We start from the raw sequence: 13,479 nt of genomic DNA, 5'->3' as shown, positions 1-13,479 counted from the left end.
ACGAGTTGTTAGCGCCGCCATCGGATGGGTCACCTCCGGAACGGGGTACAGGTGGCAGCACGAACGCGCTCGCTGCGGACGTCGTCGGATCACGGCAACGGCCTCTGGCCCTGGCCAGGCGAGCGCTCTTAACGTGGATGGTTCACAATGCGCTTTCCGGGACGGCAGAATCCCGACCGCGCCGTCCGTCGGGAGGACACATGGGCAGGGACGTCTCGCAGGGCGCCTTCACCCGGGAGGACCGCGTCCGCTACCGGCACAAGGTCCGGCGATGCCTGGACGTCTTCGCCCTGATGCTCGACGACTTCGGCTTCGACGCCGACCGGCCGATGACCGGCCTGGAGATCGAACTCAACCTCGTCGACTCGGCCGCCGAGCCCGCGATGCGCAACGAGGAGATCCTCGCCGACATCGCCGACCCGCTCTTCCAGACCGAGCTGGGGCAGTTCAACCTGGAACTCAACGCCGAACCCCGTCTTATCGAGGGCACCGGCTTCGCCGACTACGAGGACGACCTGCGCGGCAGTCTCGCCCGGGCCGACGAGCGCGCGGCCAGGTCCGACGCGAAGATCGTCCTGGTCGGCATCCTCCCCACCCTCACCGAGGGGCACCTGGTCGAGGACAACCTGTCCACCAACGAGCGCTACCGGGTGCTCAACGACCAGATCGTCGGTGCCCGCGGCGAGGACATCGAGCTGGACATCCGCGGCGTCGAACAGTTGCGTACGCACACCGACTCGATCGCGCCCGAGGCCGCCTGCACCAGCCTCCAGTTCCACCTCCAGGTCGCGCCGGACAGCTTCGCCGACTACTGGAACGCCTCCCAGGCCATCGCCGGGGTTCAGGTGGCCGTCGGGGCCAACTCGCCCTTCCTGTACGGCCGTCAACTCTGGGCCGAGACCCGGATCGCCCTGTTCGAGCAGGCCACCGACACCCGCCCGGACGAGCTGAAGGCCCAGGGGGTACGACCCCGGGTGTGGTTCGGTGAACGGTGGATCACCTCGATCTTCGACCTTTTCGAGGAGAACGTCCGCTACTTCCCGCCGCTCCTGCCGATCTGCGAGGACGAGGACCCGGTGGAGGTGCTGCACGCCGGCGGTGTGCCCCAGCTCGGTGAACTGCGGCTGCACAACGGCACTGTCTACAGGTGGAACCGCCCGGTGTACGACATCATGAACGGCCGCCCGCACCTGCGGGTGGAGAACCGCGTACTGCCGGCCGGCCCGACGGTGGTGGACATGCTGGCGAACGCGGCCTTCTACTTCGGCCTGGCCCGTGGGCTCGCCGAGTCGGACCGGCCGATCTGGAGCCAGCTCACCTTCAGCTCCGCCGAGGAGAACTTCCACGCCGCCGCCCGGCGCGGCCTGGAGGCCGTACTGCACTGGCCCCAGCTCGGCGACGTGCCGGTCACCAAGCTCGTGCTGGACGAGCTGCTGCCCACCGCCGCCGCGGGACTGGACGGCTTCGGCGTCACCGCGGCGCAGCGGGACCGGCTGCTCGGCATCATCGAGCAGCGCTGCCGTACCGGCCGCAACGGCGCGGTCTGGCAGACGGAGACGGTCTGGGCGGCCGAGCGGCATCAAGGCATGGACCGGGCGGCGGCGCTGCACCACATGGTCCAGCGCTACGCGGAACTCCAGCGCACGAACGAACCGGTCCACACCTGGCCGCTCCCGTAACCCCCTGACGCGGCGGGCGGGTCAGTCGGTGGAGGGGCGGGAGGGTCTGCGGGTACGGCGGCCGGCCGGGGTCGGCCCCGGCGTCGCCGTGTCGGCCGGGGTGGGGAGGTCGGGCTCCGTCCGTGGTGCCGGTATCCGGGGTGCGGCGCTCGCGTCGCCGGGCCGGGATCCTGCCGCTGCGCTGTCGGTTCGGCCCCGCCGTGGCGAGGCGGCGGCCGAGGTACCAGCCGACGCGCCGGGCTTCGCTGCGTCGGGCTCCGCCGCGTCGGCCGTCTCGGCCTGAACCTCCGGGTCGGGCTGGGCAGCCGGGTCGGGCTGAGCAGCCGGGTCGGACTGAGCAGCCGGGTCGGACTGAGCAGCCGGCTCAGGCGGTGTGCTCGTGTCGGGCGTACCCGGGCTGGCTGCCCGGTGTCGCTCGGCGCGTTCGGCGAGGACGGCGACGAGCACCGAGCCACCGATTCCGGCGATCACCGCGTACGGGGCGACAAGCTGGGTGGACAGCTGTTCCGGGCCCAGCGCCGACCAGCGCGGCACGGTGCTCAGGTACGCGAGCGCGACGAGCAGCGGGCCGGCCGCCCCCGACGCCGTCGCGCCCACCCGGTGCCCCGGCGATCGGGTGGCCCCCCGGGCGGCCAGCGCCCCGATCACGAGTGCGGGGAGGAGCGCCAGCAGCGCACCGGGCCAGTAGAGCTGGTCTCCGATCCAGTACCTGCTGTGGTCCGGGTCGAGCTGCCAGGTGCCGAGCTGGGCACCGACCAGACCGCGTCCGACGCGTACCCCGTCGATCACCGAGACCACGGCGAGCAGCCACAGCCAGGCGGCCGTCGCCGTCACGTTCACGGCGGCGGCGCGGGAGCGCAGTGCCCAGAGCGCGACGAGGACGCCGATGACGATTCCCAGCGCCGTGTGGACGGCGGCGACGCGCTGCGGCGCCGCGGTGTCGGCGCCCTCCGCCACCCGCGCGGGTACGGCGACGAGGAGTACGGTGACCAGCCCGCCGAGCCCGGCGCCCAGGGCGATGGCCACCCGTCCCAGCAGGCTGCCGCCCTCAGCGGGTGGGTCGTCCGACACGGCCGGAGTGCCGGGCCTGTCGGTCGCCGACGGCCCGTGATCGCTGGCCACCTGGGACTCGTCGACCGGGACCGGCCGCTGGTGCAGCCGCTGCGCGCATACCGCGCCGAGGACCGTTGAGCTGGCGGCCAGCCAGGTCGCCCAGGCGAGGCCGTCCGCCCAGGCCGTGTCGACGGCGCCGGCGTCGGTGGGCGTCCAGGTGATGACGCCGAGCCCGTAGCCGAAGCCCAGTTGTGCGGCGCCCGCGCCGGCAGCGACCCCGATCGCCGTCGCGATCGATACTCCCCAGCCCTGTCTGGCCATGCCGGGCAGCGTAACGTCCCGTCGGCGACGCGGCGAGTCGCGATGACGCGCCGGCAGGCGCGAACGGGCTTGGCGGTGACCGGTACGGTCGCCGGTGATGAGGCGGTGTGCGGTATGACGGACGCGAACACGGGTCGGCAGGATCCCGCCGGCGGTCGGGACGGGGGCGGCGCGAGCCGGGCCACCGTCCTGCTCGGCGGTGGGCTGGTGGCGGTGCTCCTCGCCGCGGTGGGTGCGACAGGTGGCTGGCTGCTGGCCGGCAAGGACGAGGCCCCGGACGAGCCGCTCGCGGTGGCGAGCCTGACCGGCACGCCTACCGCCCGGACTGTCACACCCCGACCGAGCACGGGTCGGACCACGCCCTCGGCTCCCCGGACCTCCGCCAGCGCGACGAAGGGGGCCGGGCTGACCGTCCCGCCCGTCGTTGGCACCGATTTCGAAGAGGCCCGGGACATGCTGCGCAAGCAGCGGCTGGGCTGGCGGCTGGTCTTCGGCGGCGGCACCGGTCGTACGGTGCAGAGCGCCTCGCCTTCCGTGGGCACCGAGGTCACCAGGGGCACCACCGTGCAACTCCAGGTGGCCGGCCCGCCGCCGCCCGCGGAGGTACCGGATGTGGTCGGTGACGACTGCGCCAGGGCCGCCGACGAGTTGGTCGAGGAGGGGCTCTACCCGAGCTACCGCAGCGGGCGCAGTGGGAAGGTCAGCCGACAGGAACCGACCGAGGACGGTTCGGCCCGCTGGAACGACCAGGTGAGCATCTGGTGCGGTGCGAACCCGGGCGACCAGCCGAGCGTGAAACCCACCTCCTGACCCTGGGGTCCGGCGTTCGTTTCCGGCTCGCCGGGGCCGCTGATCCGCGCCGATGGCGGTACGGGCCGCTAGGTTGACGGTCGAGGGCCGTGCCGCCCGCCCCGGTTCGGGAAAGGACGTGCGATGAGCGACGACCGCCAGGAGCCGCCCGCCGGGGAGCCCGACGACGACCGGACCCGCCCTCTCCCTCCCGCCGACCGGCCGGAGCCGCCGCCCGCCGCACCCGATGAGACCGCGCCCCTGAACCGGGCCGCGTCGCCCGATGAGACGGCGCCGATGAACCGGGCCGCGCCGCCGGATGAGACGGCGCCGATGAACCGGGCCGCGCCGCCGGGCGGGCCCGATGCGACGGTGCCCTCCGACCAGACCATGCCCATCGACAGGTCCGGGCCGTCGCAGCCGGCGGACCGCACGGCGCGGATGCCCGTCGAGCGGTCCAACCCCGCGCCGTGGTCGGGGCGCGCGGAGGTGCGACCGCCGCGACCGGCCGAGCCGGCCGGCGACTGGTACGCCGAGGAGCAGAGTGGGCGGCGGTGGTGGCTGCCGATCCTCTGGGGTGTACTGGCGCTGGTGCTGGTAGGCCTGCTCGGGGCCGCGCTCTGGGTGGTGCTCAACGCCCGGGACAACGACCGGGACGACCCGGGGTCCACCCCGTCGCCGCCGCCGGGCAGTGCCACCAGCGCCGTGCCGACAAGCGCCGCTCCGACGTCCGCATCGCCGAGCAGTGCGTCGCCAAGTAGCCCGCCGCCGTCGAGCGAGCCCGCCGAGGTGCCCGTGCCGCCGGTCGCCGGCCTGCCGCAGGCCACCGCCGAGGGGCTGCTGGAACGGCTCGGCCTGTCCTACCGGGTGGTGTACCGCCCGTCGGAGCTGCCGCCGGGGACCGTGGTGGGCACCGAGCCGGAGGCCGGGGCGACTGTGTCGGACGGCGAGGACGTCCTGCTGATCGTCTCGCAGGCCCGCCCTTCGACCGGGAGCGGCACGACCACACCGGGCAGGACGGCGACCAGCACGCCGTGACCCCTGCTCACCACATCCGACGGCGGGTGCCGACCAGGCCGAGGCCGGCGAGCGAGATGGTGAGACCGAAGATCCCTGACCAGAACAGGGACCTGCGGACGTCAGTGGCGGTGTGCCCGGCCGGGCCCGACCCGGCGAGGTCCTGCCGCCCGGCGGACTGACCCCCGGCGCCGCCACCAGCGACCGACCCGGTCGGGTCTGTCGCTTCGGCGTGCTGGGTGGGTGCGACGGCACCGATCCAGCCGGGGTCGTCCTGCACGTGTGGGTCGGCGTCCACCACTGTGATCTCCGGTGCGGGTACCGGGGTGGTCAGCCGGGTCGCGGACGACGCCGGGTCGCGGGCCAGGACCACGAGTGTGGCCACGGCCCCGAGCAGGGCGAGCAGTCCGAGAGCGTAGGCGATACGGGAGCGGTGGTGCCGCCGCGGGGCGGGCTGATTGACCATGAACCATCCCAGGCTCAGGGCCCTGGAACGTGCGGTGGAACGTGCCGGGGTGGGCGTACCAATTCTATGGCGACGGCACGCCCACCGCGGCGGATCGCTGTGGTCAGCCCACCCGGACCGGGGTACGGGAGACGGGCCGCCGCGCCCTTACGGTGTGCGGGCGGGGTTCCGGTGCGGCCTGCACCTGTTGCAACCCTTCCCGCTGGACGAAGATCGACCGTCTGTTGACCGCGTCGCCAGCGGCGTTGAGCTCGTAGCCGTCGAGCCAGAGCCAACCGTCGTACGTCGGCCAGTCGAGCACACGGATGACCCGGAACATGATCGGCCTGAGGAACTGGACACTCGCCGCGCGAGTCACGTGCAGAACGTCACCGGAGCGGGGAAGCACATGGGCTCCTGGGGAGGGTTGGCCGGCGGCGGGGCCGGCGGTGACTGATCGGGGGGAAGAGTCTCGGCCGGTGACGGGGTCGTGCCTCGTGGACCGGTGGTGCGATGGTGGTGGTCGGGCCGTACCTCGCTGGTGGCGTGCCGCCACCCGACCATCACCCGGCTGCTCTCCGGGAACCGCGCCCGCCGCCGCAGCTTGCCGGCTTGCAGCGGCGGGGTCTTCACCCGGGGGCAGGTCTCGGTGTCGCCGGCCGGATCCGCGTCGTGTCCGGCCCCGGATAGGTGGGGTCACCACTCCGGGGGAGCGGACGGAGACGCTGAGTGATCCGTGCCATACGGACAGACTGCATCAGGGACGTGCTTCATGCAAGTTGCACGTCGACTTTTGCCGATACGTGAGCGTGTCGCGCAAAGCGGCGCTTGAAGCCATCCGCGTCCGGACGGCACACTGAGGGCCGGTTTCGCCCGTCGCGGCCGGCCGATGACCGGCACCACCCCCTCGTCGCGAACGCTCGCCGGTCGACGGTCGCGCCCCCGGCGGGTGTCACCCAGTGGCGCGTTACCGGAGGTAGCCCGAGTGGGGTCGAGCAGCCAGCGGCGGGGACCACTGACTTCTTGGATCGCGCCATGAGTGAGCGGCGCAGTCCGACCATCAGACGGCGGCGGCTCGGTGCCGAGCTGCGCCGCCAACGGGAGTCCGCCGGAATCACCATCGAGGTGGTCGCCGAGCAGTTGGAGTGCTCGGCGTCGAAGGTCTCCCGGATCGAGACGGGCCACACCACGGCCACGCCCCGCGACGTGCGGGACATGCTCCGGATCTACGGCGTGGTGGGCGCCGAGAGCGACGAGCTCGTGCAGATCGCCCGGGAGGCCCGGCAGAAGGGCTGGTGGCACCCGTACAGCACGGTGCTCGTCGGCGCGTACGTCGGGCTGGAGGCCGCGGCGAGTTCGATCCGGGCGTACGAACAGCAGGTGGTGCCGGGTCTTCTGGAGACCGAGGAGTACGCCGGGGCGATGATCCGCGCCGCCCGGCCGGACTTCACCGCCGATCAGGTGCACCAGAGGGTGCGTGTCCGTCTGGGCCGTCAGTCGTTGTTGACCCAGGACGATCCGGTCGATCTGTGGGTGGTGCTCGATGAGGCGGTGGTAAGTCGGCCGGTGGGCGGGGACGAGGTGATGCGCGGCCAGCTGAAAAGGCTGGTCGAGGTGGCCGAGTTGCCGAACGTGACGCTCCAGATCCTCCCCTTCGAGGTGGGGGCGCACGCCGGCATGGACGGGACCTTCACGATCCTCAGCTTTCCCGAGCCCGGTGATCCGGATGTTGTGTACGCGGAGAACGCCACGGGTGGGCTTTTCCTCGAGAAGAGCGACGAACTACAGAAGTACAGCTTCATCTTCGATCACATCCGTGCCGCGGCCATTCGTCCGGAGGAGTCCGTCGCACACATCGCAAAACTGGCAGAGGAGCCGTTGTGGAAATGGCGACCAAGGGGTTCCCCGTGGACCTGACGCAGGCAACGTGGTTCAAGAGCTCGAAGAGCGGGCCGAACTGTGACAACTGCGTGGAGGTGGCGTACGTGACCGGGGCGGTCGGAGTGCGGGACTCGAAGGACAAGGCCGGCCCGGCCCTGGTCTTCGCCCCGGGTGACTGGCACGCCTTCGTCGCCGGCACCAGAGGTGGTGTGTTCGGCTCGGCCTGACCGAGTATCACGTGGGTCCCCGTCCGGTTCCGACCGGGCGGGGGCCTTCCCGTGCCCGGGGGCGGGTGCCGTGACGGGCGCCGGCCGCCAGGTTCCGCCGGGATTCCCGTCGCCACAGCGGGTCCGTCTCGTTGAACCGGTCGGAGCGGCGCTGGTCGATGATCCGCCGCACCGATCCCGCAACCGAGCGAGGTAGGCGAGACGGATGACGACGATCGGGTCAGACAATCTCACCAACGGTCCGGGTAAGCCGGAGCGGTTCGGTGGCAAGTACCGCGGGGCGCGCCGGGACACCGTACTGACCGAGGTGGTGTCGAGCGAGCAGGAGCCGTCCGCCACAGAGTCGGCCGACCCGCCTCTCTCGCTGCCCTCCCTCGACCCGAATCCGCTCGTCGAGCCGTCGTTCCCGCCGAGCGGCTGGCCGCCGGAGGCCACCGGGTCACTTGCCGACCATCCGCTGCTGCGCGGTCTGCTGCTGGAGTTGCCGCCGAAGGGCAGCGTCCCGCCGCCCGGCTGGCTGGACCGCTGGTTCGAGGCGACCCGGGCGATCCTGGAGCTGCTGTACGTGCAGGGGTCAGGCCGCTCGCGCTGACGGCGACGCCGCCGGTCGGGTCCGCTCGGCGAGCCGGCTGTGCCGGAGCGCGTGCCGGACGCCGATGACAGCCACCGCGAGCGCGCCCACGGTGATCGCCGGACCTGTCACGCCCGGCTCGGCACCGAGGTCGGCGCCGGTGGCCGCGATCACCGCCGGCAGTGTGGTCAGGGCGCTCACCTGCAACGGCAGCCCGACGAGGGGATGTGCCGCGTCGGCGCGCAGGCCGTACGGCGCGGGGGTGCCCGGTGCGCTGGCGAACGCGCCGGCTCCGGCCCACAGCCGGCGGATGCGGCGTACCGAGCTGGCCGCCACCACGAGCGCGGGACCCATGGTCAGGGTCAGCCCGGCGGCTGCCCGGTCGATCGGGGCGGCGCCGGCGCTGAACAGCCCGCCGGCAAGCACGGCCGCGGTGAGCGTCACGCCGGTCGCGGCGAGGGCCAGCAACCATCCGGTACGCCGGCGCAGCGCGCGGGTGTTGCGCAGGCGGGGCAGGCTGTCGGCCAGGACGCCGGCGGCCACCCAGACGGCGGCGATCGGCAGCAGGATGGTGAGCTGACTCTCCATGTCGGAGAGTCTTTCCCGGATCGGGCCGGCGCGAATCAGGGCCGGCCCCCGTTCGCCCCGGACCCATGTCCCGTAGGGGGTCATCCCTCCGATGTTATGGACGTTTCGACATGTCCCCCCGGGCGGGTGCTGAAATACCCTCAGCTCGATCGGCAACAGTCGATTGATGTTGGGGCCGGTGGTCGCGATCCGCCGCCGGTCGGAGGGAGGTAGGCAGATGGGTCTTCCACGCAGATCAGTACTGGTCGGGGTGGCCACCGCGACCGTGCTGGCCGTCGGCACCCCGGCCCTGGCCGCCGAACCGGTCGGCGAGATCCGGTCCGCCGGCGGAGCCACCGCCGTGTCGGACAGCTACATCGTCGTGCTCAAGGACAGCGCGGTGTCCCGCGACCGGGTCGGTGACACCGCGAAGCGGCTGTCCGGCCGTCACGGCGGCAAGGTGGCCCGCACCTACGGCGCGGCGCTGCGCGGCTTCGAAATCACCCTGAGCGCGAACGCGGCGGCCCGCATCGCCGCCGACCCGGCGGTGGCGTACGTCGAGCAGAACCACACCGTCTCGATCTCCGGAACGCAGGCCAACCCGCCCTCCTGGGGTCTGGACCGGATCGACCAGCGCAACCTGCCCCTGGACAGCTCCTACACCTACCCGAACACGGCGAGCAACGTGCACGCCTACATCATCGACACCGGCATCCGCTTCTCCCACAACGACTTCGGCGGCCGGGCCACCTCCGGCTACGACGCCGTGGACGGCGGGTCGGCCGACGACTGCAACGGGCACGGCACGCACGTGGCCGGCACCGTCGGCGGTTCCTCGTATGGCGTGGCAAAGGGTGTCCAGCTGGTCGGCGTACGGGTACTGAACTGCTCCGGCAGCGGCACCAACGCCGGTGTCATCGGCGGCGTCGACTGGGTCACCGCGAACGCGATCAAGCCGGCGGTGGCGAACATGAGCCTCGGCGGCGGCGCGAACAGTTCCCTGGACACCGCAGTGCGCAACTCAATCGCCTCCGGCGTGACGTACGGCCTGGCGGCCGGCAACGACAGCGGCGCGAACGCCTGCAACACCTCCCCGGCGCGCACAACGGAGGCCATCACGGTCGGCTCGACGACCAACACGGACGCCCGCTCGTCGTTCTCCAACATCGGCACCTGCCTGGACATCTTCGCGCCCGGCTCGTCGATCACCTCGGCCTGGTACACCAGCAACACGGCGACCAACACGATCAGCGGCACCTCGATGGCCACGCCGCACGTGGTCGGCGCGGCTGCCCTGCTGGCCAGCGCCAACCCGAGCTGGACGCCGGCGCAGGTCCGCGACCAGATGGTGGCCAACGCGACGCCCAACGTGGTGGGCAACGCCGGCTCCGGCTCGCCGAACCGGCTGCTCTACGTGGGCTCCGGCGGCACCACCCCGCCGCCGACCGGCTGCACCGGCACCAACGGCACCGACGTCTCCATCCCGGACGCCGGCGCGGCGGTGACCAGCGCGATCACCATCTCCGGCTGTGGCCGGAACGCCTCGTCGGCCTCCACCGTCGCGGTGAACATCGTGCACACCTACCGGGGTGACCTGGTCATCGACCTGCTCGCACCGGACGGCAGCGCGTACCGGTTGAAGAACAGCAGCACCTCGGACAGCGCCGACAACGTGAACACCACGTACACGGCCAACGTCTCGGGTGAAGCCGCCGACGGCACCTGGCGGCTCCAGGTACGCGACACGTACTCGGCCGACACCGGCTACATCAACACCTGGACCCTGACCGTCTGACCGCCCGCACGAGCGAGGCCCCGTCCGCTTCCGCGGGTGGGGCCTCGTGTCGTACGAGATCGGCTGTCAGACCGCGAAGGTGGCCGGCCGTTCGGTGGCCGGGGCCGGCGGGCGCGCCTTCCACAGGCCGGTCTTCTGCCCCGCCAGGCGGGCCAGGTACGCCGGGTTGAGGATCACGTAACGCCTCCAGAGGCGCTTCGGCTCCAGACCGAGCCGCCAGAACCACTCCAGCCCGGCACGCTGCATCCACGGCGGCGGCTGGCGCAGCAGCCCGGCGTGGTAGTCGAACGCAGCGCCGACAGCCATCAGCGGCATGTCGAGCAGCGGTCGCATGGCGTACGTGAAGACCTCCTGGCGCGGGCAGCCGAGCCCGACCAGGACCAGTCGGGCGCCGCTGGACCGGATCCGGTCGGCGATCTCCGCGTCCTCGCCCGGCTGGACTGCCCGGAACTTCGACGGCTCCACCCCGGCGATCTTCAGCGCGGGGAACATCCGCTCCAGCGCCGGGATCAGCTTGGCAAGCGTCTCCTCGGTCGACCCGTACAGGTAGACCGGCAGCCCTTCGTCGGCGAAACGGGACAGCACGTGCAGGGTCAGCGTCGGCCCGTAGACGCGGTCCGTGAGCCCGGCGTGGTGCAGCAGGTTGAGCGCCCAGCGCACCGGCTGACCGTCGGGCGTGACCATGTCGAACGAGTTGAGCCGGGCATTGTGCGCCGGATCCAGGACGCCTGTCATCACGCCGTGCACGGCCAACGCGGTCAGAGCGAAGGGGCGCCGCTCGTGCGCGGCGGTCACCACGGCGTCCGTCGCCGTGGCGTAGTCGGTGGCGTCGACCAGGACGCCGAGCACGTTGCGCTTGGTCCGAGCGGTCATGACTGGGGCACCCACTTGTCCACGTTGGCCTCGTAGATCTCCCGCAGGATCATGGGTACGTCGTAGGTGATCCTCCAGTCCGGGTACTGCTCCTCGAACCGGGCCATGCTGCTGACGTACCACTGGTGGTCGCCCGTGCGGTTCTGCTCGACGTAGTTGATCCGCGCCTCGCGGCCGGTGATCTCCTCGGCGATCCGGAACGCCTCGATGTGTGAGGTGTTGGAGTGCCGTCCGCCGCCCAGGTTGTAGACCTCAGCCGAGCGCGGCGCCCGGAAGAACGCCTCGAACGCGGTAAGCACGTCCCGCGAGTGGATCGCGTCGCGGACCATCTTGCCCTTGTAGCCGAACAGGTTGTACGTCCGGCCCTCCATCACGCAGCGCATCAGGTACGCCAGGAAGCCGTGCAGCTCGGCAGCGGAGTGTGCCGGGCCGGTGAGTGTGCCGCCCCGGAAGCAGGCGGTCTTCATGTCGAAGTAGCGGCCGTACTCCTGGACCATCACGTCCGCGGCGACCTTGGAGGCGCCGAAGATCGAGTGCAGGGAGCTGTCGATCGACATGTCCTCGGTGATGCCGTTGTACCACCTGTGGTCCTCGGGCAGCTCGTACCGGGTCTCCAGCTCGATCAGCGGCAGGCTGTTGGGCCGGTCGCCGTACACCTTGTTCGTCGAGCAGTGGATGAACGGCGCGTCGATGGCGTGCAGCCGGGTGTTCTCCAGCATGTTGAGAGTGCCACCGGCGTTGACGTCGAAGTCGGTGTACGGCTCCTTCGCCGCCCAGTCGTGGCTCGGCTGCGCGGCGCTGTGGATCACCACGGCGATGTCCGAGCCGTACTTCTTGAACACCTGCTCCAAGCCGTCGCGGTCCCGGATGTCCACCGCGAAGTGGGTGTACGCGCTGCCCAGGTCACGGCCGAGCCGCTCCAGGCTCCACGAGGTGGAGCCGTCCTCACCGAAGAAGTACCGGCGCATGTCGTTGTCGATGCCGACGACGTCCAGGCCGAGCCCGGCGAAGTGCCGGACCGCCTCGGAGCCGATCAGACCACCAGACCCGGTCACCAACGCGACACTCACACGCCACTCCTGGTCCATCGGAGGCAGAATCCATCGGAGCATAGCGTGACGCCCGGCACGCCCCGATATGACGGAAGGGCCCCGCAGTGTGCGGAGCCCTCGTCGTTGGTGGGGATGGGGGGAGTTGAACCCCCACGCCCTTTCGGGCACACGGACCTGAACCGTGCGCGTCTGCCATTCCGCCACATCCCCGTGGCACAACCCGGAACACTCTAGTCGCCCCGATCCCGCTGTCTCCAGCGGGCCTCGGGAATACTACGCTGTCCCAGACATTCGCCACGAGCGGTTACCGTTCGTGGCGGACGAAAGATTAGCACGGCAGTCCCGGTCCTTCCGAGCGGGCCGGGAGCAGGCGGCCGAGCGGCGTGTGAGCTGCACGCGCGCCGGCCGGATACCATCATGTCCTCGGGACCCGAGGAGGAGCCGGTGAGCGTGCTGCAACGCTTCGAGAAGCGTCTGGAAGGCCTGGTCGAAGGGGCTTTCGCCAAGGTCTTCAAAGGGGTGGTCCACCCCGTGGAGATCCTCAACGCCATGCAGCGGGAGGCCGAGGCGCACAAGGCGATCCTGGCCGGTGGGCGCACGTTGGTGCCCAACCGCTACGTGATCGATCTCTCGCCGTTCGACCACAGTCGTCTGGCGCCGTACGCCGCCGCACTGGCCCAGGAGCTGGCCCAGTCGCAGGCGGAGTTCATCGGCGAGCAGGCCTGGACGGTCTACGGCGACGTGATCGTCGAGATCGAGCGGGGGGACGGCCTGGACACGGGGATGTTCCGCGTCACCGCCGAGGTCTACACCGGTGGCGAGGTCGCCCCGGTGTCGGCACCCGGCTACGACGCCGGCCCGCCCGCCTATCCCGCGTACGACCAGGGCGGTGGCTACGGCCCGCCGCCCGGCCACGGTGGCGGCCGCAACGTGCGGCTGGTCTCCGGCGACGGCCGCACCTACCCCCTCCAGATGGGGTCGACGGTGATCGGTCGCGGCGACCAGGCCAACCTGCGCCTGCCGGACGTCGGCATCTCCCGGCGACACGCCCGGCTGGATTTCGACGGCGGTCAGGTGGTGCTCACCGATCTGGGGTCGACCAACGGCACCATGGTCAACGGTCAGCGGGTCTCCGCCGTCGCCCTCAACCCGGGCGACATGGTCCAGCTCGGCACCACGACGCTGACCTTCCGCGTGGACGGCTGACCC

14 protein-coding genes and 1 tRNA gene are annotated in these 13,479 nt (G+C 71.5%); 8 read left to right on the top strand and 7 right to left on the bottom strand.

What is annotated here, in order from left to right; all coding sequences use genetic code 11:
• Positions 1-200: 200 nt before the first annotated feature.
• Positions 201-1,679, top strand: coding sequence for a glutamate--cysteine ligase (locus AB0N27_RS17485; RefSeq protein WP_364370041.1), 1,479 nt, complete (start codon positions 201-203; stop codon positions 1,677-1,679).
• A gap of 21 nt (positions 1,680-1,700) precedes the next feature.
• Here the strand turns inward: AB0N27_RS17485 and AB0N27_RS17480 are convergent, their stop codons facing one another.
• Positions 1,701-3,053, bottom strand: coding sequence for a hypothetical protein (locus AB0N27_RS17480; protein WP_364370038.1), 1,353 nt, complete (start codon positions 3,051-3,053; stop codon positions 1,701-1,703).
• A gap of 114 nt (positions 3,054-3,167) precedes the next feature.
• Between AB0N27_RS17480 and AB0N27_RS17475 the strand changes: the two genes are divergently transcribed.
• A complete protein-coding gene (locus tag AB0N27_RS17475) occupies positions 3,168-3,863 on the top strand; it encodes a PASTA domain-containing protein (protein ID WP_364370035.1) in 696 nt (231 codons plus the stop codon).
• A gap of 123 nt (positions 3,864-3,986) precedes the next feature.
• Entirely contained in the window at positions 3,987-4,880 is an 894-nt protein-coding gene (locus AB0N27_RS17470) for a PASTA domain-containing protein (RefSeq protein ID WP_364370032.1), read from the top strand.
• Between the two features lie 7 nt (positions 4,881-4,887).
• Here AB0N27_RS17470 and AB0N27_RS17465 read toward each other — a convergent pair whose 3' ends face one another.
• Together AB0N27_RS17465 and AB0N27_RS17460 are read right to left on the bottom strand one after the other, a co-directional pair.
• Positions 4,888-5,325 (bottom strand): hypothetical protein, encoded by a 438-nt coding sequence (locus AB0N27_RS17465; protein ID WP_364370029.1) that lies wholly within the window; start codon positions 5,323-5,325, stop codon positions 4,888-4,890.
• Positions 5,326-5,428: 103 nt separating this feature from the next.
• Positions 5,429-5,713: a hypothetical protein gene (locus AB0N27_RS17460; protein ID WP_364370026.1), complete on the bottom strand. Its 285-nt coding sequence runs from the start codon at positions 5,711-5,713 to the stop codon at positions 5,429-5,431.
• A 626-nt stretch (positions 5,714-6,339) separates the two neighbouring features.
• Between AB0N27_RS17460 and AB0N27_RS17455 the strand changes: the two genes are divergently transcribed.
• From AB0N27_RS17455 to AB0N27_RS17445, 3 genes are all read left to right on the top strand, one after another.
• Complete coding sequence (locus tag AB0N27_RS17455; RefSeq protein WP_030487606.1) at positions 6,340-7,221, top strand: helix-turn-helix transcriptional regulator; 882 nt, start codon at positions 6,340-6,342, stop codon at positions 7,219-7,221.
• Complete coding sequence (locus AB0N27_RS17450; RefSeq protein ID WP_121656330.1) at positions 7,191-7,412, top strand: DUF397 domain-containing protein; 222 nt, start codon at positions 7,191-7,193, stop codon at positions 7,410-7,412. The genes AB0N27_RS17455 and AB0N27_RS17450 overlap by 31 nt, the downstream gene beginning before the upstream one ends.
• A 205-nt stretch (positions 7,413-7,617) precedes the next feature.
• Positions 7,618-8,004 (top strand): hypothetical protein, encoded by a 387-nt coding sequence (locus tag AB0N27_RS17445; protein ID WP_364370021.1) that lies wholly within the window; start codon positions 7,618-7,620, stop codon positions 8,002-8,004.
• Here the strand turns inward: AB0N27_RS17445 and AB0N27_RS17440 are convergent.
• Complete coding sequence (locus AB0N27_RS17440) at positions 7,987-8,571, bottom strand: hypothetical protein (RefSeq protein ID WP_364370018.1); 585 nt, start codon at positions 8,569-8,571, stop codon at positions 7,987-7,989. The genes AB0N27_RS17445 and AB0N27_RS17440 overlap by 18 nt on opposite strands.
• A 217-nt stretch (positions 8,572-8,788) precedes the next feature.
• Between AB0N27_RS17440 and AB0N27_RS17435 the strand changes: the two genes are divergently transcribed.
• Positions 8,789-10,345, top strand: coding sequence for a S8 family serine peptidase (locus tag AB0N27_RS17435; protein WP_364370015.1), 1,557 nt, complete (start codon positions 8,789-8,791; stop codon positions 10,343-10,345).
• 66 nt (positions 10,346-10,411) lie between these two features.
• On the opposite strand, the gene AB0N27_RS17430 is transcribed toward AB0N27_RS17435, so the two are convergent.
• The 3 genes from AB0N27_RS17430 to AB0N27_RS17420 all read right to left on the bottom strand — a co-directional run bounded on the left by AB0N27_RS17430 (position 10,412) and on the right by AB0N27_RS17420 (position 12,480).
• Positions 10,412-11,218, bottom strand: coding sequence for a WecB/TagA/CpsF family glycosyltransferase (locus AB0N27_RS17430; protein ID WP_364370012.1), 807 nt, complete (start codon positions 11,216-11,218; stop codon positions 10,412-10,414).
• Positions 11,215-12,330: an NAD-dependent epimerase/dehydratase family protein gene (locus AB0N27_RS17425; protein WP_364370009.1), complete on the bottom strand. Its 1,116-nt coding sequence runs from the start codon at positions 12,328-12,330 to the stop codon at positions 11,215-11,217. The genes AB0N27_RS17430 and AB0N27_RS17425 overlap by 4 nt, the downstream gene beginning before the upstream one ends.
• Positions 12,331-12,394: 64 nt before the next feature.
• Positions 12,395-12,480 (bottom strand) — tRNA-Leu (locus AB0N27_RS17420).
• A 207-nt stretch (positions 12,481-12,687) separates the two neighbouring features.
• Between AB0N27_RS17420 and AB0N27_RS17415 the strand changes: the two genes are divergently transcribed.
• Positions 12,688-13,476 carry a DUF3662 and FHA domain-containing protein gene (locus tag AB0N27_RS17415; protein WP_139586798.1) on the top strand — a complete coding sequence of 263 codons (789 nt, stop codon included), beginning with the start codon at positions 12,688-12,690 and terminating at the stop codon, positions 13,474-13,476.
• Positions 13,477-13,479: the final 3 nt, after the last annotated feature.

This window comes from Micromonospora sp. NPDC093244, assembly GCF_040683695.1.
In the GTDB taxonomy this organism is placed as follows: domain Bacteria; phylum Actinomycetota; class Actinomycetes; order Mycobacteriales; family Micromonosporaceae; genus Micromonospora.
This window is presented reverse-complemented; position numbering and strand designations above follow the sequence as displayed.